Source organism: Mesorhizobium sp. DxT (genome assembly GCF_058448885.1).
This window is the reverse complement of sequence record NZ_JBZFLJ010000008.1, coordinates 118315-138751: the sequence shown is the minus strand read 5'-3', so window position 1 is coordinate 138751 and position 20437 is coordinate 118315. Positions and strand designations below refer to the sequence as shown.

The following is a 20437-nucleotide window of genomic DNA, read 5'->3' as shown; positions in this document are numbered from 1 at the left end:
GCTAACGAACGGTTAACCATAATCGGGTCTACACTCGGCACGCGCCGGCATGTTGGCCTGCGCTTCGCCCGCCCATCAAGTTCCCGCGTTGGCAGGTGGCTTTAGTTCGACATCGATTTGCGGAGTTCCGTCGATGCGCCAGCCACGCCGCATGGTTGCGATCCTGTCCGTCAGTGCGGCAGCAATCGTATCCGCCTGCGCGGGTAACCCGAAGCCCGATACCGTCGATCCGGTGACTGTATCGTCGACGACCCGCGATACCGCTCCCGGCGCGGCTCCAAGCACCGCCGCCGCGACGGATGCGGGCGCAGCAGCGCCGCAAACGCCGCCCAAGGGACCGCTGACGCTTGAAAGCGCGGTACAGCACGCTGTCTCTTACCACCCCTCCGTCGTCGAGGCCGTGAGCAGGCTCAACCAGCAGGGTGAGGCGGTCAACGAGGCGCGCGCCGGCTACAGGCCACGCGTGAGCTGGGGCGTGAACACCAATTTCGATTCGCGCGAAGGCGATTACCGGCCGAGCCTCGACGTCAGCGCTTCGCAGATGATCTACGATTTCGGCAAGGTCGACGGACGCGTGAAGATCGCGACGGCCGGCATAGAAGGCCGTAAGTCGCAGGTACTCATGGCCGTGGATGATCTGATACGCGAGACGGCCCAGGCCGCGATCGAGGTCCAGCGCAACAAGGCGCTCGCCGGGGTGGCGAGCGACCAGGTGAAGGATACCAGCGCCATCCTCAATCTGGTCAAATCGCGCACGCAAAAAGGCGCCAGCACCCGGTCGGACGAGCTTCAGGCGGCCGCCCGTGTTCAGGCCGCGGAGGCGACGACCCTTGAGGTGCAGGCGCAGACCCGCCGTTGGACGAGCGCGCTCGCGGCGTTGACGGGCACAAATGGCGCGATGGCGCGCGGCGCACGCGCTCCGGGCTGGCTGTCCAAGGCATGCGATTCGGTCGACCCCGACTGGTCGCGCGTTCCGGCGGTGATGCAGGCGGAGGCCGAACGGTCCGCCGCCGTCGCGCAGATCGGCCTCAGCCGGGCTGAAAGCCTGCCCACAGTGTCGCTGGATGCGGGAGTAGGCACCGACCTGACGCGTATCGGTTCAAGCGACCCGGACTACACGATTGGCCTGAACGTCACCGGCAGCATCTATAATGGTGGAGAAGCCGGCGCACGTCGCGCCGCTGCCGGACACGCGCTGCGCTCTTCCGAGGCTGCCAAGCAGCGTGCGCAGGTGGATATCCGCCGCAGCCTGACCGAGGCGACTGGTCAGATTGCAAGCATGCGCGCGCTTCTTGCATCGTTGACGAAGCGCCAGGCGATGATGGACGAAACACGCAGCCTCTATCAGACCCAGTATCTCGAGCTTGGCACCCGCACGCTGCTGGATCTGCTCAACGCGGACCAGGAATTTCACGCAGGGCGGTTTGACGAGATCAACATACGATACGATCTTCAGAGGCTTGCCATCGACTGCGCTTACAGCGCTGGCGATTTGCGCGGAAAGTTCGCACTGGAGGGCAAACCGCTTTTCGGTGTGTCCCTGTAGCGGGGCAGGGCCCCTGCCGCTGCCTGCAAATGGCGCAACTGTTCCAGTATGGCACGGCCGTCGCACGTGTTTTCATCGCGGATAACGGGTGGATATGGATGGCGTAATGCCAAATCGGCTGCACACGATTCGTCGCTAAAGTAGAATCGCCTAGAAAGCCCCTTGCATATAAGTAAATTATAATCACCAGAAATATATGTAAAAACAACCATTGCGTAAAATTCTAATAAAACTGCGCTGTGGAACGTAGTAAGTTATAAATGCAAGCTTCACGTTTCATGTTCCGAACTGGCACAGTTGAGCGTTTCCATTTGCCAACATTTTCACGATATGGCCGATTGTGGGACACGAAGGCCGTATCCGCAGCAGGCGGAACGAGCCTGCGGCGGCTTGTATCGCAGTAGTTTGCCTGGGTAAGGCACCGCCGTCTCTGATTGAAAACTTGATGAAACGCTGTTTGGCGGGGGCTCGGCGATTGCCGAATCCTTGCGGCGGGCTCAGGCAATGAGGAGGCAGTCCAGTGGTGGCAGTTATTACCGATAAATCCAGTGGAACATCGCAAACTTTTCCCGACGGCGATGTGGTCGTGACCAATCCGAGCGTGGTCAAGCTGTCGCTGTCGCCGCGAGATGTGGCTTCCGCGGCGCGTGAAGGCGACGATCTGGTCTTGCGGCTGACGTCGGGCGAAACAGTCAGGATCGGCAACTTCTACGCGGCGGGAGAGGAGCAGAGCCAGCTCGTCCTGGAGGATGAGGATGGCAACCTGTGGCTGGGGGAGCATTCCGAAGGCCTGGCCGATTTCCAGTTCTCGCAGATCGAATCGGTCGACGAGCTTGTCGCTGCCTCCAGCGGAGACGATTCGATCCTCGGTCTTGCTGGCCTGGGCCTTCTGGCAGCCGGTGGTCTCGCCCTGAGCGGCGGCGGTGATGACGGCGATGCAGATGCCGATTCTGACGCTGATGCCGACGCTGACGCTGACGCGGATGCAGATGCCGACGCGGATGCGGATGCTGATGCTGATGCAGACGCCGATGCTGACGCGGATGCGGACGCCGATGCAGACGCCGATGCCGATGCTGACGCGGATGCGGATGCGGACGCTGATGCAGACGCGGATGCAGACGCAGATGCGGACGCCGATGCAGACGCCGACGCTGATGCCGACGCCGACGCGGATGCCGACGCTGACGCTGATGCCGACGCTGATGCCGATGCGGACGCCGATGCAGACGCCGACGCTGATGCCGACGCCGACGCGGATGCCGATGCAGACGCCGACGCGGATGCCGACGCAGACGCCGACGCTGATGCCGACGCCGACGCGGATGCCGACGCCGATGCCGATGCAGACGCCGACGCCGACGCTGATGCTGACGCGGATGCAGACGCAGATGCGGACGCCGATGCAGACGCCGACGCTGATGCCGACGCCGACGCCGACGCGGATGCCGACGCTGACGCGGATGCTGACGCTGATGCCGATGCAGACGCCGACGCTGATGCTGACGCGGATGCAGACGCTGATGCCGATGCTGACGCCGACGCGGATGCCGACGCTGATGCGGACGCGGATGCGGACGCCGATGCAGACGCCGACGCTGATGCCGACGCCGACGCCGACGCGGATGCCGATGCCGACGCCGATATCGAAGCCTTCGACGACATCGGTAATGCCGGCTTGAACATCCTGCCGACCTCGACCGATGTCGATCTCGGCGACGCGAACTACCTCGCGCTCGTTTCCGTGGGCGTGCTGGATCTGCAGGCGACCGTGCTCGGCACCCCGAGCGTGGAGTTCAATGTCGAGGAGGGGCACACGCTTGACGCCGACTTCGACTACAGCGCGCTCGCGTCACTCGGCGTGCTCAGCGACTACGCCGTGGTGGTGCAGAAGTTTGATCCGGAGCTGGGCCAGTGGGTCGGTATCGACGGCTCGGGCGAGGCGACCGTCCTCGACATCGGTCTGCTGAGCGGCAACACCTACCAGGCCACGGCAACGCTTGATGCGGGTCAATATCGTGCCTTCGTGACATTCGAAGGTGTGGGCCTGGGTGTCCTTGGCGAACTCGGTGTAGGGGGAACCGATCTCGATTACACGGAGATCGGCGGCTACGAGGTGGAGCCTGCCAGCGGCAATGTCATCACCGATGTCAATGGCGATGGCGACTCCGACGTCGTCACCCCGACGACGATCGTCTCGGAGGTCAACGGCGAAGCGATCCTTGCCGGCGGAACGACGATCATCGGCACCTACGGGACGCTGGTGATCGACCAGGACGGCTCATACACCTACACGCCGAACGAGGATGCGGCCGCCATAGGCCAGGTCGATCAGTTCCAGTACACGCTGTTCGATCCGGATACGGGCAACACGGCCACGGCAACGCTCTACGCGCAGATCGGCAGCGACAGCGTGGCGTTGACGTTTGATCCGGCCAATCCGGACCAGCCGGCGACGTTCGACTTCAGCACAACGGATGATGCCGGTGCCGCGTCGGTTGTCTGGGCCAATGTGAGCGATGAGGAGTACTTCAACGACGATACGTCGATGCTCGGAATTCTAGGAACTACGGTTACAGACATCAGCGACGAGTTCACAATTGATGCCAACACCGACGTCTCTGGCAGTCTCACAGTCTCCGCACTGGCTGTCGGCAACGCCAACATCACGCTGGCGCTCCAGATAGAAGGGCCGGCCGGCGTCTGGACCAATGTCGCGACCGACGTACACACAGGCGCGATACTGGCTGTCGGGGAGGTCGCTTCGCTGGATCTGTCAACCTTGGCTCTGGGGCCGGGTAACTATCGAGTACTGGTGTCGATGCAGACGCCGTTGATTGGCGGCGTCATCACCACTGTTGGCATCGATAGCGACGTCGATGTCACCTACCTCGACCAATTCGAGATCGAGACCTCTACCGGCGACAACGGAAACCTGCTCGACAATGACGAGCCGGGGTCCGAGTTCACCACGGTCCAGATCTTCGACGCCGATCTCGGCTCCTTCGTCGAGATCCCGAGCGGGTCGCCGGTAACCGTTCAGGGCACATACGGTACGCTGACGGTCGATGCCGGAGGCAACTACACCTACACCCCCGATCCAGCTTCCGCATACTTCGATACGCCGCAGCTCGACAGCTTCACCTATCAACTCGTCCATCCGACCGGTGCGGTCGTGACGGGCAGTGTCGATGTCACGGTGACCCCTTCGGGGGCGGGCGTCGCGGGTGCTCCGCTGGCATTGTTCAGCGACGATGTCGTGGGTATCGACGACCTCGAGGTGGCGTCCCAGGACGAGCCTCAGGACGGCGGGACGCAGTCCACGACCGAGGAACTGGCCCTGTCTCTTGACGAAGGCGACGACCAGGACATCCCGCTCGGCGGTATTGACAATCTCGGTGACGAAACGGGTGAGGATGCCTCGGTCGATGGGGCGGCGGTCATGCAGGAGAGCATGGTCGAGGCAAGTACTGAGACCGTCGATCCATTCGGCCATCTGGTGACGGATGATGACTGGACCGAGAATAATTCGGTCGTTTGACGGCCGACATGATGGTGCGCGGCGCTCCGGCGTCGCGCACCGCAAGACCAGTGGAGAAGACTGAAGGGGCATCATGATCGACCCCGAGCTACAGATCGACCCAAACGCCGCCAGCAGCTTCGGACGGACTGAGCTGGAAGCCTGGATCGATGCCCTTGAGCACGTAGCCCGTCACTACAACGTTCCTTTCTCGCCGCGTGGCGCCCTGCAGCTTGGCCGCGCTCTTGAAGGCGAGGACGCCGCAACCCAGATCAGCCGCCTCGCGCGCAAGCTGGGCCTGCGGGTGCGGCAAGCCGATCCCGCGTCGATCTCGCTGACGAGCTGGCGCTTGCCCGTAATCGTTCAGCTCAACGATCACTCGGTCGGCGTCATCATGACGCTCAGCGGCGACGGCAACGCGTCCGTGGTCTTCAGCGGCGACGGCGGCCAGTCCGTTTCCATTCCCGTTGACGCTTTGTTGCAGGAGACGCTGCACCTCGTCATTCCGCGGCCCGAGCGGGCGATGGCGGACGAGCGGGTCGACGCCTACATCGCGCCGTATCGCCGGCACTGGTTCCGGCGCCTGGCGTTCAGCGACATTCGGCCCTATGGCCATGTGATGCTGGCCTCGCTGGTCGCCAACACGCTTGCCCTTTCCGGCGTGCTGTTTTCCATGCAGGTCTACGATCGCGTGGTCCCGGCGCATTCCTACAGCACGCTCTATGTCCTGTTCATCGGCGTCATGCTGGCGGTCGCGTTCGACTTCGCGATGCGCCGCGTGCGCACGCGCATCATCGACATCGTCGGCAAGCGCACAGACATGCGTATGTCGGATATGGTGTTCGGCCATGCCTTGCGGGTGAAAAACCGTGTGCGGCCAAGCTCCACCGGCACCTTCATCTCGCAGCTTCGCGATCTCGAACAGGTGCGCGAACTGTTGACGTCGACGACGCTCGCGGCCGTCGCCGACCTGCCGTTCTTCATCCTGTTTCTCTTCATCTTCCTGCAGATCGGCGGTGTGCTTGCGGCGGTGCCCGCGGTGGCGCTCGTGCTTCTGATCCTGCCCGGCCTGCTTGCCCAGCGCCGCCTGCGTGCCAGCGCCAACGAGGCGATGCGCGAAGCATCGCTCAGGAACGCCATGCTGGTCGAGGCGATCCAGGGCATAGAGGACATCAAGGCCCTGCAGGCGGAAGATCGTTTCCAGCAGCGCTGGAACCACCTCAACGCCGTTACGGCCGAGGCGCAGCTGCGGCAGCGCTCCATCACCAATTCGCTCACGGCGTGGAGCCATGGCGTGCAGACCAGCACCTTCGCCGTCATAGTCTTCATCGGCGCGCCGATGGTGATGGCGGGCGACATGACCACGGGTTCGCTCGTCGCCTGCTCCATTCTCGGTTCGCGCATGATGGCGCCGATGGCCCAGATCACCCAGGTGCTGGCGCGTTTCCAGCAGGCGCGCGTCGGGCTCAAAAGCATAGACAGCATCATGCACATGCCGGTCGATCATCCCGAGGCCGAGACCCGTGTCAGCGCGCCCGTGCTCAAGGGCGCGTACCGCATGAAGGATGCGGTCTTTCATTATGGCGATGCCGCCGCGAAGCCGGCGCTCACGGTTCGCGACCTCTCGATCGGGGCGGGCGAGAAGATCGCGCTGCTCGGCAAGAACGGCGCCGGCAAGTCGACATTCCTGCTCGGTCTTTCCGGCCTGATGGAGCCGGCGCTCGGCGAGGTTCATCTAGACGATCTCGCCCTCAGCCAGATCGATCCCGCCGACGTGCGGCGTGGCGTCGGGTTGCTGACGCAGAATTCCCGCCTGTTTCACGGCACCATCCGCGACAACGTCACCATGGGCGCTCCGCACGCGGGGCAGGCGGCATTGCTGGACGCGCTCGCCATGGTCGGCGCCGACGATTTCATCCGCAAGCTGCCGCGCGGCCTCGATCATCCGATTCTGGAAGGCGGGCGAGGCCTGAGCGGCGGCCAGCAGCAGGCGTTGCTGCTAGCCCGGCTGCTGATCCGCGATCCGTCGATCGTGCTCCTGGACGAACCGACCGCCGCGATGGATGAAGCCACGGAGCGCGCCTTCATCACGCGTTTCCGGGCGTGGAGCCATGAGCGCACGGTGGTGATCGCGACCCACCGCATGCGGGTGCTCGATCTGGTCGACAGGATCATCGCGTTCGACAACGGGCAGGTGGTGCTCGACGAGACCAAGGACGAGGCGCTGAAGACACTGAAGGGGGTCAAGAAGGTAGTACCAGCCAATCTTCGCGGCACGCCGGAAACGGCTGTCCGCCGCGCTGAAGGAGCGTGATTTCATGGCCATGACGATGCGCGACACCCCGGCTGACCTTGGAGAATGGAGCTATGGCGATGACGATGGCGTACGGCTTTCCCGTTCCGGTCGCATCGTCAGGATTGTCTTCCTCCTGCTCGCCTGCGGTCTCGTCTGGGCCTACTTCGCCGAGCTGGCCGAGGTATCGGCCGGCGACGGCCGCGTGGTGCCGACCTCGCGCGAGCAGGTCATTCAATCGCTCGAGGGTGGCATTGTAGCCGCCCTGCACGTGCGTGAGGACGAGGTGGTGGAGCCCGGTCAGATACTTGCGCAGCTCGATCCCACCAAGTCGGAATCGAATGTCGAGGAGAGCGCCGCCAAATACCGTGCGGCACTCGCCGCGTCCGCGCGTCTGCGGGCAGAAGTCGAGCAGATCCCGCTCGTATTCCCAAAGGAACTCGACGGCTATCCGGAACTGATCGCTTCCGAAACCGAGCTTTACGAGGCGCGTCGCCGTGCCCTGGAGCAGTCGCTGGAGTGGGTCGAGGAATCGCTGGCGCTGGTCCGTAGCGAACTGGACATCAACGAATCGCTGACTGCCATCGGCGCCGCCAGCAATGTCGAGGTCATCCGTCTCAAGCGCCAGCTCGTGGAGCTCGAGCTCAAGAAGGTCGAGATGAATGCCGAGTATGTCGTACGAGCGCGCGAGGAACTGACCAAGGCGAATGCCGAGGTCAATTCGCTGTCCCCGGTGGTCAAGGGCCGCTCCGACAGCCTTGCAAGGCTGACGCACCGCTCGCCGGTGCGTGGGATCGTCAAGAACATCGAGGTCTCGACGATCGGCGGAGTCGTTCCGCCCAACGGCAAGCTGATGGACATCATCCCGCTGGATGACAAGCTTCTGATCGAGGCACGCATCTCGCCGCGTGACATCGCCTTCATCCGGCCCGGACAGGAGGCACGGGTCAAGATCAGTGCGTATGACTACGCGATCTACGGCGATCTGGAAGGGCATGTGACGACCATCTCGCCCGACACGATCCAGGACGAGGTGGATAAGGACATCTACTACTACCGGGTCTTCATCAAGACCGGAAAGGACGCCCTGACCAACGATGCGGGCAAGACGTTCCCCATCGTGCCGGGGATGATCGCAACCGTCGACATTCACACCGGCGGCAAGACGGTGCTCGAATATCTCATCAAGCCGTTCAACAGGGCGCGCGAGGCGCTGCGCGAGCGTTAGTCGCGCGCGCCGGTTATCGAAGGAGGTTGTTTCCAGTGGACGTCAAACTCGACACCGTCGACAAGCTTTCCAGCATGCGCGCCCTCCTGCGCACCAGAGTTGAAGGTCTGCAATCGCCGTTTCCCCGCATCGTCCTGTTCTTCTCCGTCTCTGACGGCGATTCACGCGCCCGCGTGGTGAACGCTTCGGGCGCCTCGCTGGAGTCGGCCTGGCAGAAAGGTCTCGCCGCGCTGCGCGAAATCATGAAAGGCGAAAAGCTGGCCGGTCGCTGGCTTCGGGTGGACTGGGTCGACCGCGCCGAACGCAAGGACTGGCGCCGCCTCCGCGGTTTGCTCGTAAAGACCAAACGCAACTATTTCCGGTACGGAATCGCTTTCGACCCTGAGCTGAATTTCGCTTTCACCGAGCTTGAGCTCAACGCCAACGCGGCGCTTTACGGTGGCAACACCATCGCGCATGCGGTGTTCAACCAGAAGAACTTCGCCACCTATGCCGGCATCCGCTATCCCGACATGCCGGAACCCGATTGCGCCGACGAGGCCGATGTCTATCTGTTCTCCACTCGTGGCGTCTTTTGCGACGAGGCCGGCAATCTGCACGAACTGACCGGCGCGGGCTTGGATGCCGGCCGGCGCACCGTGGCCGAGCTTGGCGAAGGCGACGTGACCCCATTGGTGCGCGATGCGGCGGCCTACCTTGCCCGGCAGGTCGAGCGGGACGGCACCTTTGTCTACGGCTATCACCCGTGCTTCGACCGGCGGATAGCCGCCTACAACACCTTGCGCCATGCCAGCACCACCTACGCCATGGTCGAAGCCTGGGAGGTCACACGCGACGCGCGCCTCAAGGCGGCGATCGACCGCTCATTGAAACGCCTGTGCGGCGCGCTCATACAGACATGCAGCCTGCCGGATGGGACCGAGGCCGCATTTCTGGTCGACGTCGGCAACGAGGTGAAGCTCGGCGGCAATGCGGTCGCGATCCTTGCGCTCGCCAAATACGCCGCCGTTACCGGCTCCAAGGCCCATCACCCGATGATGGAGAAGCTCGCGCTCGGCATCCGCTACATGCAGGATGAGGAAACCGGTGCGTTCAACCACGTGCTGAGCTTTCCGGATCTCGGCGTGAAGCAGGACTTCCGCACCATCTACTACGAAGGCGAGGCCGCCTTCGGCCTGATGCGGCTCTATGGCCTGACGCGCGATCCGCGCTGGCTCGAAATGGTCGAAAAGGCCTTTGGCCACTTCATCCGCAACGACCACTGGAAGCACCACGACCACTGGCTCAGCTATTGCGTTAACGAACTTACGCGCTACCGCCCGGAAGAGCGCTATTTCCGCTTCGGCATCGCAAATGTCGCGGGCTACCTCGACTTCGTCTCGGATCGGATCACCACCTTCCCGACATTGCTCGAACTGATGATGGCTGCGCGCGAAACGCTGGCGCGCATCGACGAGCGACCCGAACTGCACCATCTGTTTGACGGTATCGATCTCGAGCGGTTCGAAAACGCTCTGGAGAAGCGCGCCCACTACCTGCTCAACGGGCATTTCTGGCCCGAACTCGCCATGTACTTCCGCAAGCCGGACAGGATCGTCGGATCTTTCTTCATCCGCCATCACGCATTCCGCGTGCGCATCGACGATGTCGAGCACTATCTGTCCGGTTTCGTCGCCTATCGCCGCTATCTGGAAGAACGCAATGCGTTCCGGCGCCTCGTCGCAAGGCATACCGCCCCTCAGTCCGAACCGGCCGATCCGGATGCGATATGGACTGCCGCGCATGTGGAGGCCGCGACCGGCGGAACCTGGGTCCGTCAACCGCCGCTGGGCTGGTCGGCACGGGGGCTTTCGACCTTCGCGCCCGCCATGCAGCCGGGCGACATGGCCGTCGTGCGAACTGGCGACGAAACGGTCGGCATGCTGCCGCAGGTGGTCCGTCGCATGAACCCGCCTCCGGCCGCCCTGATCGCACGCGATCCCGAAGCGGTCGACGTGACGGACGTGCCGCTGCTCACCGTGCCCGATTGCGACGAGGCGGTGCTTGCCATGGGCCGCTACGCGCGGGCGCGCATGACCGGCAAGGTGCTGGGCGTGACCGGCAGTTCCGGCAAGACCACCGCGGTGGCCATGCTGGCGCATGCGCTGTCGGCGCACGGAACCGTCGCCAAGAGCGCGCACAACGCCAACCTGCCGCATGGCGTGGGCTGGAACCTGGCTTCCATACCTTGGGACACGCAGCATATTGTGATGGAGCTCGCCATCGGCCGCATGGCCGTCAGCGCGCGGATGGCGCGACCTCAGGTCGCCATCTTCACCAACATCGCGCCTGCCCACCTCAATGAGACCAGCACGGTAACGGATGTCGCGCGCACGAAGAGCGCGATTTTCCTCGGCATGTCGCCGGGCGATGTCGCAGTCATCAACCGCGACATGATCGAATGGGAGACGGTGCGCGCCGCCGCCGAGAGCCGCAGCTTGCGCATCGTCCACTACGGCGAGCACGCCGATTGCGCGTTCAGGCTCGTCTCGCACGACGCCCGCGACGGCTCGGTCAAGGCCAGCATCGAGGGCCGCGAGATCAGCTATCGCGTCGGCGCCGCAGGCCGTCACATGGCGATGAACAGCCTTGCTGTGCTGGCCGCAGTCTCCGCCCTCGGCTACCCGCTGGAGCCCGCAATCGCCAAGCTCCAGACATTCGCGCCGCTGCCGGGCAGGGGGCAGATTTGCGACCTCTCGCTTGGTGGACGCAAGCTTACGGTCATCGACGATGCCTACAATGCCAATCCGGGCTCGATGGAAGCAGCCTTCGATCAGTTGAACGACTATCCGGGCGCGCGGCGCCGGGTCGCCGTGCTGGGCCAGATGGCCGAGCTTGGCCCGCAATCGCCGATGTTTCATACGCAGCTTGCAAAGCTGATCGATGACCGTGCTATCGACCGGGTCTATGTGACCGGAGAACTCTACCAGGACTTCTGGCGCGCACTGCCGCGATCCCGGAAGGGGCTCTATCTCGGCTCACTGGATGCGATGAAGGAAGTGCTGGAGGAACAGCTCGCCGATGGCGACGTGGTGCTGGTCAAGGGCTCCAACAGCACCCGCATGTACGAGATCGTCGCCTGGCTCAAGGAAATGGCGCAGGCCGACGTCGAACGGCCGGCCGCCGAATAGGGCTACTCGCGCTGATCGAGTTCGAAGTCGGTCAGTGCGCGGCGAATCTCGTTGGTCGAACGACCCTGCGCCAGCAGCGCGGCGGCAAGCCGGCCGTTCAGCGCCAGCAGGTGCCGTCGCGGATCGGCCGCCTGCGCGTAGACGTGCTGCGGATCGAAACCTGCGCTACGCAGGCGTCGCACATAATAGAGCTGGCTGAAGAACGGCACGACACGGTCTTCCGGGTCCGAAATCACATAGATCTGCGGCTTCGGATCGGTGGCGATCCGGTCGATCTCGTCCACCGGATCGTAGAAGTTGCGCGAATCGTAAAGCAGCCGGCCGGGCAGGGAGCGCCGACGCTCCCAGAACCTCGATACCTGCTTCACGGATACGAGGCCGGAACTCATCACGGCAGCCGAGATGTCGGTTCGCCGGTTGAGCAGCCCGGCGACGATCTGCGCGCCGGCCGAGTGGCCGCTCAGGATGAACGAGGAGACGTTGTAGCGTTCCTTGATCATGTCGACGGCCCGGTTCATCAGCGCGATCTCGCGCGGATGGCGGCGCATGTTGTGGTCGCCGGAAGAACCGTAGATGCCCGGTCGCGCGATATAGATCGTGGGTCGCCCCGCCAGCGTCGACCACTCGGTCATGTCCGACGCGATGGATGCTGGGGAGCGCTCGATATACGACCCGGTGATGAAGCGCACGCCGCGCGTGTTGCGCAGCATCACGTCGCCGGCGAAATAGATGAGCACGCTGCGATTGCCGCCCTCGGCCAGCCCGTGGGGATAATATCTGATGCAGTCGCCGCGCCCTTCATGTTCGATCCAGAGCCCGTTCGGAACCTGTGCGCAGTGCTCAGGAGAGCTGAAACTGCCGTTCAGTGCCTGGAAAGGACTGAAGTGCTCGTCGCCCGTGGGCACCGCAAGCTCCTGCGGCTGCGGCAGTTCGAACGGACCGAGCCGCGGCGCATCGGCATGCGCGGCCTGCGAAGCGCCCTGGACCGAAAAGGCCAGCAGCAGCCAGCGCACCAGATGCCAGCTCAGCGTGTGGCCGTCTCCGCTCATCGCCCGACCATGCGCTTTACTTGTCTCTCCATATGCAGAGCCATCCATCTGGAAGCTCCCGACGCAAGGCCGCGCTCGCCCGGCGTCGCGACATGGTTAGCGAAACGATAATCCGCGCCACGAAAAACGCGGGCCAGCCAGAGGCCGACCCGCGCTGACGGTGTCTCTTCGTCCCGGGATCAGAATGTGATCGCGGTATGGAAGGTGAAGGTGCGGCCGGGCGCATAGACCGGGTCGATGCCGCCGCGATTGTCGCTGCGCGCAAAACTCGACCGCTCATAATAGACTTCGTCGAAAAGGTTCTCGACGCCAACGCGCAGGGTGATGTTCTCGTTGATGGGCGGGTTCCACTCCGCATAGGCGTTGACGACCGTATATGCGGGTTGGTCGTGGAAGCCGCCGGCGGTCGCCACCGCATCCTTGATCTTGCCGGCCCATGCGACCGTCGCGCCAAGCTTGAGGTTGTAGTCCGGCAGTTCGTGGTCGATGTAGAACGTCGCCATATCGCCGATCGGCATGAACGTTCCGCTGTTGGGCAGGGCCGACAGGCCGCCCACGGTGACATCCGCCCGAGTATACGTCGCGCCGATGCTGGTGTTGTCCCAGCGATAGCCGGCATTGAGCGTCACGCCCCTGGAGCGGTACTCGTTGGGGTCGTTGCTCAGCCTGTTGCCGGTGCTGTAGTCCGGCAGGCCATCGATCCGCGTATCGAAGAAGGTGATGCCGGCATTCCAGTTCTCGCCGCCGAAATTCGCGCCGGCCTTCAGGTTCTGCGCCGTGCCGGTGCTGAAATCGGGATCGGTGTAGAAGGCGTCGTTGCGGGCGTGGACATAGCCGTAGTCGCCGATGACATAGCCGAGCCAGGTGCGCGACGCGCCGGCGAACACCTCGATATGGTCGTTGAACCTGTAGGACACGGTCCCGTTGACGCTGGCGCCGCTGTCGGTGAAGTCGTTATCGTCCCAGTCGGTGAAGCGGTGGCCGTCGTAGCGGGCGCCTGCGGAGATGCCGAGGCCGCTGTCGAAGTCGAACCGGCCCTGCGTGAACACACCCACCTGCGTCGTCGAGAAATCGCGGTAGCGGCGGTCGTTGTTGCCGTAATTGTCAGTGTGATAGTCGTGCTGGCCGAAGTCGATACCGGTGGTGATCTTGCCTGTGTCGAGGGTAAAGGTGTTCTGCACCTTGCCGCCGTAAAGCCCTTCATTGAGGATCATGTTGCCGTTGGTCCGGCCCTGGTAGTTAGTCCGCCAGTAGTCGTTCTGGCTGAAGTAGAGCGTTGCCTCGGGGTCCCAGAAATCGGTCGGGGCGGTCGTCGTGTATTTCAGGTTGACGGCGTCGCGGGCGACTTCGAGTGGATGCACCTCGTCGCCGGGCAGGCCCATGTTCATCTTGATGAGGCGGTCGGCCTTGTCGCGGCTGCGCTCATAGCCGATCTCGAAACGATGACCGTCGACTTCGTAACCCAGCTTGCCGAGGATGTTGCGCGCCGCTGGTTCGGTGCCGAGGATTTCGAGCCCGTCGCCGTTCTTGTAGTTCTTGCCAGTAGAGCCGTGGGTCATGAGGAAATAGTCAAAACCCTCGACGCGACCGTAACCCGCTGCACTGCCTGAAAAGCCCCGACCGTTGGTGCCGTAGGACGCACCGATCCGCCCGCCGAAGTTCTTGCCGTCTTCCAGCAGGTCCAGTGCGCCCACCGTTTCGTAGCGCACCGCGCCGGCAGCCGCCGCAAAGCCCGCATCGGCCGCCGCAGCGCCCGCCTCGACCTCGACGCGCTTCAGGAATACCGGGTCGATCACGTTGGAGCCGGTATGGTGCCAGCTCGTCGCCGTCTGCGGCACGCCGTCGACGCTGACGGCCAGGTTGGACTGTTCCATGCCGAGCACGTGGATGCGCTTGGAGGGGCCGCCGCCGCCTGAAACCGTCACCGAGGATTCGCGCGAGAACAGTTCGGAGACGTCGGCAGGCTTCAGCGTTTCCAGGTCTTCCTGCGTGATGACCGTGCCGCCCGTGGCCTCGATGTTTTCCTCGCCGTCATTGATGACGGTGATCGTATCGAGCACCGTGACGGCCCCCTGCGGTGCTTCCTGTGCCTGCAGCGAGGCAGAGAGGGCGAGAAGTGACACGCCGGCGAGCGGCAGGATGCGGATAAGCTTCATGTAGTTGGTCCAGTCAACTTTCAGTGCCGAAGCCGGTCGCTTCGTCGATTTCCAGATGGTTGGGAGGATGGTTTGTGCGTGGGGGACGTTTACATCCGCCACCGACGCGCAACGGCGGCATGTTCGGCTTGGTCCGGCGATGTGACGCTCATATCGATCTGTCCCCCTGCTAGGCGCCCCGCCTGCCTGCCTTGCCCCCGCGGCAAAGGTGGATGTCCCGCGGCGACAAACTTGTCATCCGCGCGGGCAGGGAATAAACTTGATAAAGTTGGTCATGTATATGGCCGAGCCTGGAAGCGAGTCGAGACGAAAGAGTTTGGCGAAAATGGCAAAGTTTTACGCGCAGGCGGCAGCGCGGCGCGGGCGGCGATAGGTCGTCCGATGCAGTACACACCGCAGGAACTTTTCGTCGGCGCGATCGAGAACGTCACCAACTGCACGGACGACACCAGCGAGCAGGAAATCTGGCCGAAATTCATGCTGATGGTGATGCTGCAGGGTGCGCAGCACTTTGTCATCGACGGCCATCATTTCCATGTGAACGCCGGAGATGGCGATTCGGCGTCGCCGCAGGTTTTCATGCTCAATGTTGCGAAGACTAGCAGGTTGCGCTTCTTCGACGAAAGCGAGGTGCCGCTGCGCAAGGTGATGATCGCCGCGCCGCTGCCCTGGCTGACGCGCCTGATCGAGACGCGGGACGGCATGCATGTGCCGGCCTTGCAGGAATTCTTTTCGCGCCACTTGGCGCACTTCTCCTTCGAGCCGGGCGAGAATATTCTCCAGCTCGCGCAGAAGATCATCAATCCGCCGCCGATGCTCGAGGGTGAATTGGGCTCGTTGTATCTGCGGGCGCAGGCGCTCGACATCATGTGGCAGTCCTGCCTGCGGATGGTGGCGGAGAAGGAGGGGCGCCCGCGCGCGCAGCCGCTGATGAGCCTTCGACGCTACCTGCGCCTCAAGGACTTCATCACCGCCAATCTCGACAAGGAGCTGACCATCGACGTGATCGCCAGGGAGGCTGGTTCAAGCGTCTCCACGGTCCAGCGCCATTTCAAGGAACACTTCGGCGTCACGATCTCGGATTTCATTCGGCAGCAGCGCCTGGACATGGCCCGCGCGGCACTCGCCCGCGACGGTATCCCCGTCGCGCACGCCGCCCACCTCGCCGGCTACAACAACATCTCCAGCTTCACCACGGCCTTCCGCAAGGCCTATGGCGTGACGCCGGGGCAGGTCCGGGTTTGAATGGAGGGGGTGGTGCGGCCTGGATCGTACCCGACGTTCGAGCTGCCCGTTGCAAGTCCGTCGAGTTTGAGGCGTGCCCGATCAGGCAGCGCGGGTAGGACCGGGCATCGTCGGTGCTGAAACGCGTCCGTCAGGACAAGAGCTCTGGCAACCTGCGAGGTTCGTCGACAGAGAATCGCAGGTTGAACAGAATCTTCGCGTCCTCGTCGGCGACAGTCATCACCCAGGTGTTGCCGAGCCAGAGCGTCATTCCGCGATCGGCCATCATTTCTGCGGCCCCGCGAAGAGCCTCCGTGCGGGCAACCGTGTCGTTCTCCAGTTCGAGACCTTCGGTGTCGACGACCGCGTGGCCATCCATGACGTGAAAGAAATACCGGGGCATATCTGCTCCTTCCCATGGCGGGAGCGCGATATGTCTCTCTGTCTCAGCATGCCAGTAACATCGCTGACGATGAGGCAGTTGGCGCTTCTTTGGCAGGGATTGCAAGGCCGGTTGATAGCCCGTTATTCTTCGCGCCGGCCGCTCGGGAGACTGCTCTCCCGGGTGTGTGATTAGCCGTTGCCGACGGCTGCGCGCAGCAGGTCCATATCCGATCTGGTCAGGTGAAGTTCGTAGCGATACAATGCGCCCGCCCCATGTACGCCGTCGGCACAGAAGGTCAAAACCGTTTCGCCGTCCAGAAATGACACGTCCGCCTCGATCAGCGGACGATCCAGAATGATCTTTCTCGTTCCGACCCGTTTTGCAGGCCCGATATCAACCATCATGGCAGTTCTCCTGCCGCTCGAGGCACAATGCCAAGCGATCGCGTAACGGTAACACTCCGCTGAGACGGTGTCGAACTGACATCCCATGGGTTGCGAAGGCACGACATCTTGCGTCGGTCTATCGGCCGTGCGCCTCCATCGCGATGATTAGGCAAAGCCGGTATGGCGTCCGTTTGACCGATCTGCCGGAAATCTTCGTCGACAGCTCCGCTGTTCGGATCACATGCGAGGTCTTCCCGAAACGCCAGAATGCTGGCGATCCCGGCAGGATTCGAACCTGCGACCATCGGCTTAGAAGGCCGGTGCTCTATCCAGCTGAGCTACGGGACCGTCGCTGCGCCTGAGGCGGTCGCGCGATGAGGGCGCGTCAGTGTGTCCAGGGCGTCTTGCGGTCATAGCGGAAATTTTCCGCGTAGGAAATCTGCCTCCGGCGCGTTTCCTTGGGCTCCTGGACCCTGTAGGCGAGCCCGTTCTTCTTGGCGTAGGCGATGGCCTCTTCCAGCGTGGGGAAGGTGAGGCGGATCTGGCTCTTCATGTCGCCGGAGGAGGTGTAGCCCATCAGCGGGTCGATCTTGCGCGGCTGCTCGGGATCGAATTCGAGAACCCAGTGGCCGGTCTTCGCCTTGCCGGACTGCATGGCGGTCTTCGCCGGGCTGTAGATGCGCGCTGACATGTGAGCCTCGTTCCTTGCCTGTGCCGGCCTGCCGGTGGTCGGAGCGGCAGGATTCGAACCTGCGACCCTCTGGTCCCAAACCAGATGCGCTACCAGGCTGCGCTACGCTCCGTGGCCGGTCAAGACCGCTGGTTCCCATAAGTTTTCGCCGGCGGCGAGGCAAGCCTTTATTTTGCCGCCGGCCTTCATGTCGCGGCGCGAACGGCTTCAGCCGGCCGCCGCCGCAAGCCCGCGCGCCAGGTCCGCCTTGATGTCTTCCGGGTTTTCGAGGCCGATCTGCAGCCGGATGACGGGTCCCTCGTAGTCGCCCTTGGCAACGGTCCGGTCGCCCAGAAACACGTGTACGGCAAGGCTTTCGTAGCCGCCCCAGGAATAGCCGAGGCCGAAAACCTCCAGGGCGTCGAGGAATGCATGCGCCTCGCGTTCGCCGCCGCCCGACAGCACAATGGAGAAGATGCCGCTGGCGCCGGAAAAGTCACGCTTCCAGATGTCATGACCCGGAAAGCTCTCGAGCCCCGGATGCAGCACGCGCGCCACGCCCGGCTGGCCTTCCAGCCAGCGCGCGATGTCGAGCGCGTTCTCCTCGTGCCGCTCCAGCCGCACGCCCATGGTGCGCAGGCCGCGCAAGACTTGGTAGACGTCGTCGGGCGCCGCGCAGCAACCCATCGTGAAATGCGTCTCCTGCAGCCGCTTCCAGCAGGCCTCGTTCGCCGAGACGGTTCCGAGCAGCACGTCCGAATGGCCTGCGGGGTATTTCGTCGCCGCATGGATGGAAATGTCGACGCCATGGTCGAGCGGACGGAAATAGAGCGGCGTGGCCCACGTGTTGTCCATCATCACCACCGCGCCGCGCGCCTTGGCTTCCCGGGCAATCGCGGGGATGTCCTGCATCTCGAACGTGTTCGAGCCGGGCGATTCGGTGAAGACCACCTTCGTGTTGGGTTTCATCAGCGCGGTGATTCCGGCGCCCACCAGCGGGTCGTAATAGTCGACCTCGACGCCCAGCCGCTTCAGCATCGTGTCTGCGAAGTTGCGTGTCGGGTGATAGACCGAATCGACGATCAGCACGTGGTCGCCCGCCGACAGGAACGCCAACAGCGGTATCGTCACAGCCGCGAGGCCAGACGGCACTAGGATCGTGCCTGCGGAACCTTCGAGCGCGTCGATAGCGGAGCTCAGCGCATCGGTCGTCGGCGTGCCGCGCGTACCGTAGGTATATTTCTGGTTGCGCGCCGCCATGGTCGCGGCGTCGGGGAAGAGCACGGTGGATGCATGGACGACGGGCGGGTTCACGAAACCGAAGAACTCGCGTGGATCGTTGCCGATATGGGCAAGCCTGGTGTGGATGCCCTTGTTCGCGTAGTCGCCCTTGCTCATGAAAACCTCGCCTCTCGCTGCAAGCCAGAACGCATATCGGTTGCCCCGCCAACCTGCAACCGCCACAGCGGCACTGCCCGGTGGGGCACATTCGCAAGCGCTTGATTTGCCATGGATTGCGGCAGGCGCAGCCCATAAAACGCGCAGTGCTGCCTGTGCGGTCACCAATTAGGCGGCGTGTTTCATTCGCACTTGACCGGCGCTGAATAATGGCCTTCGATGCCGGTCGTGAGTGGGAGGTGGAGCACGCGCGTCTGCAACGATGCCGAGTTCCGGTCAGGGGCCGGGACGGAATGCTTCTTCCGTACGGAATGAACAGGGGCGAAGACCCCGAAACAGAAAAGGGTATGTGGGCATGAAAAAGCTAGTAACGGGTATTCTCGGTTCGGCCGCGCTGGTGTTTACGGCTTCGGCTGGCTGGGGCGCGACGCTCGACGATGTGAAGGAACGCGGCACGCTGCGCTGCGGTGTGCATACCGGTCTTGCCGGTTTCGCCGCTCCCAACGACCAGGGTGAATGGTCGGGTTTCGACTATGATATGTGCCGCGCCATCGCGGCGGCCGTGTTCGGCGATCCGAGCAAGGTCGAGGCGGTTCCCACCAACGCCACCGAGCGCTTCCCTGCGCTGCAGTCTGGCGAGATCGACGTTCTCGCGCGCAACACGACCTGGACGCTCAGCCGCGACACGTCGCTGGGTTTCAACTTCACGGGCGTCAACTATTATGACGGCCAGGGTTTCATGATCAACTCGACGAAGCTGCCGGGCATCAACTCGGCGCTGCAGCTTTCGGGCGCCGCGATCTGCGTGCAGACCGGCACGACGACCGAACTCAACCTGGCCGATTACTTCGCGGCCAACAACATGGATTACAACCCGGTTGTCTTCCAGGGCTTCGACGAGACCAACGCTGCCTACGAGGCCGGCCGTTGCGATGCCTACACCACCGATCAGTCCGGCCTCTATGCGCTTCGCCTGACGCTCGCCAACCCTGACGAGCATGTCGTGCTGCCCGAGATCATCTCCAAGGAGCCGCTCGGACCTGCCGTTCGCCATGGCGACGACCAGTGGTTCGACATCGTCAAGTGGACGCTGTTCGCGATGATCCAGGCCGAGGAACTCGGCATCACCCAAGCCAATGTCGAGGAGATGAAGGGTTCGGATAACCCGGAAATCCGTCGCATACTCGGCCAGGAGGATGACTCTTCCATCGGTACGGTGCTCGGCCTCGAGAACGAATGGGTTGTCAACATCATCTCGGGCGTTGGCAACTATGGCGAGGTTTTCGAGCGTAACATCGGCCAGGAAAGCCCGCTCAAGATCGCTCGTGGTCTGAACCAGCTCTGGACCAAGGGCGGCATCCAGTACGCTCCGCCGATCCGCTGATCGAGATACTGCTCCGGAAGGCTTTCGC

Annotated in this window: 13 protein-coding genes, 2 tRNA genes and 1 pseudogene; 8 read left to right on the top strand and 8 right to left on the bottom strand. The window is 63.3% G+C overall.

Going from position 1 to position 20437, the window contains the following annotated elements; translation table 11 throughout:
* Positions 1 to 133 precede the first annotated feature (133 nt).
* The 6 genes and pseudogenes from ACVJNE_RS16220 (at position 134) to ACVJNE_RS16195 (ending at position 11757) form a co-directional block, all read left to right on the top strand.
* Positions 134 to 1546, top strand: coding sequence for a TolC family protein (locus ACVJNE_RS16220; RefSeq protein ID WP_499567196.1), 1413 nt, complete (start codon positions 134 to 136; stop codon positions 1544 to 1546).
* 520 nt (positions 1547 to 2066) lie between these two features.
* A pseudogene (locus ACVJNE_RS16215) lies at positions 2067 to 2348 on the top strand (BapA/Bap/LapF family prefix-like domain-containing protein); the annotation flags it as partial.
* A 969-nt stretch (positions 2349 to 3317) separates the two neighbouring features.
* Positions 3318 to 5087 (top strand): BapA/Bap/LapF family large adhesin, encoded by a 1770-nt coding sequence (locus ACVJNE_RS16210; RefSeq protein ID WP_499567414.1) that lies wholly within the window; start codon positions 3318 to 3320, stop codon positions 5085 to 5087.
* A 73-nt stretch (positions 5088 to 5160) separates the two neighbouring features.
* Positions 5161 to 7380, top strand: a complete 2220-nt coding sequence (locus ACVJNE_RS16205) for a type I secretion system permease/ATPase (protein ID WP_499567194.1) — start codon at positions 5161 to 5163, stop codon at positions 7378 to 7380.
* Positions 7381 to 7384: 4 nt separating this feature from the next.
* Entirely contained in the window at positions 7385 to 8587 is a 1203-nt protein-coding gene (locus ACVJNE_RS16200) for a beta-barrel domain-containing protein (RefSeq protein ID WP_312860599.1), read from the top strand.
* A gap of 35 nt (positions 8588 to 8622) precedes the next feature.
* On the top strand, positions 8623 to 11757 hold the full coding sequence (locus ACVJNE_RS16195) for a UDP-N-acetylmuramoyl-tripeptide--D-alanyl-D-alanine ligase (protein ID WP_499567192.1): 3135 nt from the start codon (positions 8623 to 8625) through the stop codon (positions 11755 to 11757).
* A gap of 2 nt (positions 11758 to 11759) precedes the next feature.
* Here the strand turns inward: ACVJNE_RS16195 and ACVJNE_RS16190 are convergent, their stop codons facing one another.
* Together ACVJNE_RS16190 and ACVJNE_RS16185 are read right to left on the bottom strand one after the other, a co-directional pair.
* Positions 11760 to 12854, bottom strand: a complete 1095-nt coding sequence (locus tag ACVJNE_RS16190) for an alpha/beta hydrolase (protein WP_499567190.1) — start codon at positions 12852 to 12854, stop codon at positions 11760 to 11762.
* A 131-nt stretch (positions 12855 to 12985) separates the two neighbouring features.
* Positions 12986 to 14962: a TonB-dependent receptor domain-containing protein gene (locus tag ACVJNE_RS16185; protein WP_499567188.1), complete on the bottom strand. Its 1977-nt coding sequence runs from the start codon at positions 14960 to 14962 to the stop codon at positions 12986 to 12988.
* Positions 14963 to 15343: 381 nt separating this feature from the next.
* On the opposite strand from ACVJNE_RS16185, the gene ACVJNE_RS16180 reads away from it, so the two are divergent.
* Positions 15344 to 16207 (top strand): helix-turn-helix transcriptional regulator, encoded by an 864-nt coding sequence (locus ACVJNE_RS16180; protein ID WP_499567187.1) that lies wholly within the window; start codon positions 15344 to 15346, stop codon positions 16205 to 16207.
* A gap of 130 nt (positions 16208 to 16337) precedes the next feature.
* On the opposite strand, the gene ACVJNE_RS16175 is transcribed toward ACVJNE_RS16180, so the two are convergent.
* From ACVJNE_RS16175 to ACVJNE_RS16150, 6 genes are all read right to left on the bottom strand, one after another.
* Positions 16338 to 16589 carry a DUF6894 family protein gene (locus tag ACVJNE_RS16175; RefSeq protein ID WP_499567185.1) on the bottom strand — a complete coding sequence of 84 codons (252 nt, stop codon included), beginning with the start codon at positions 16587 to 16589 and terminating at the stop codon, positions 16338 to 16340.
* Between the two features lie 170 nt (positions 16590 to 16759).
* The gene (locus tag ACVJNE_RS16170; RefSeq protein ID WP_499567183.1) at positions 16760 to 16975 is read right to left on the bottom strand and encodes a hypothetical protein; all 216 of its coding nucleotides are present in this window, start codon (positions 16973 to 16975) and stop codon (positions 16760 to 16762) included.
* A gap of 253 nt (positions 16976 to 17228) precedes the next feature.
* A tRNA-Arg gene (locus ACVJNE_RS16165) sits at positions 17229 to 17305 on the bottom strand.
* 37 nt (positions 17306 to 17342) lie between these two features.
* A complete protein-coding gene (locus ACVJNE_RS16160) occupies positions 17343 to 17648 on the bottom strand; it encodes an ETC complex I subunit (protein WP_173190548.1) in 306 nt (101 codons plus the stop codon).
* A gap of 35 nt (positions 17649 to 17683) precedes the next feature.
* Positions 17684 to 17760: transfer RNA gene (locus tag ACVJNE_RS16155), tRNA-Pro, on the bottom strand.
* A gap of 95 nt (positions 17761 to 17855) precedes the next feature.
* Complete coding sequence (locus ACVJNE_RS16150) at positions 17856 to 19025, bottom strand: cystathionine beta-lyase (protein ID WP_499567181.1); 1170 nt, start codon at positions 19023 to 19025, stop codon at positions 17856 to 17858.
* Between the two features lie 355 nt (positions 19026 to 19380).
* Between ACVJNE_RS16150 and ACVJNE_RS16145 the strand changes: the two genes are divergently transcribed.
* The gene (locus tag ACVJNE_RS16145) at positions 19381 to 20409 is read left to right on the top strand and encodes an amino acid ABC transporter substrate-binding protein (RefSeq protein ID WP_499567179.1); all 1029 of its coding nucleotides are present in this window, start codon (positions 19381 to 19383) and stop codon (positions 20407 to 20409) included.
* Positions 20410 to 20437: the final 28 nt, after the last annotated feature.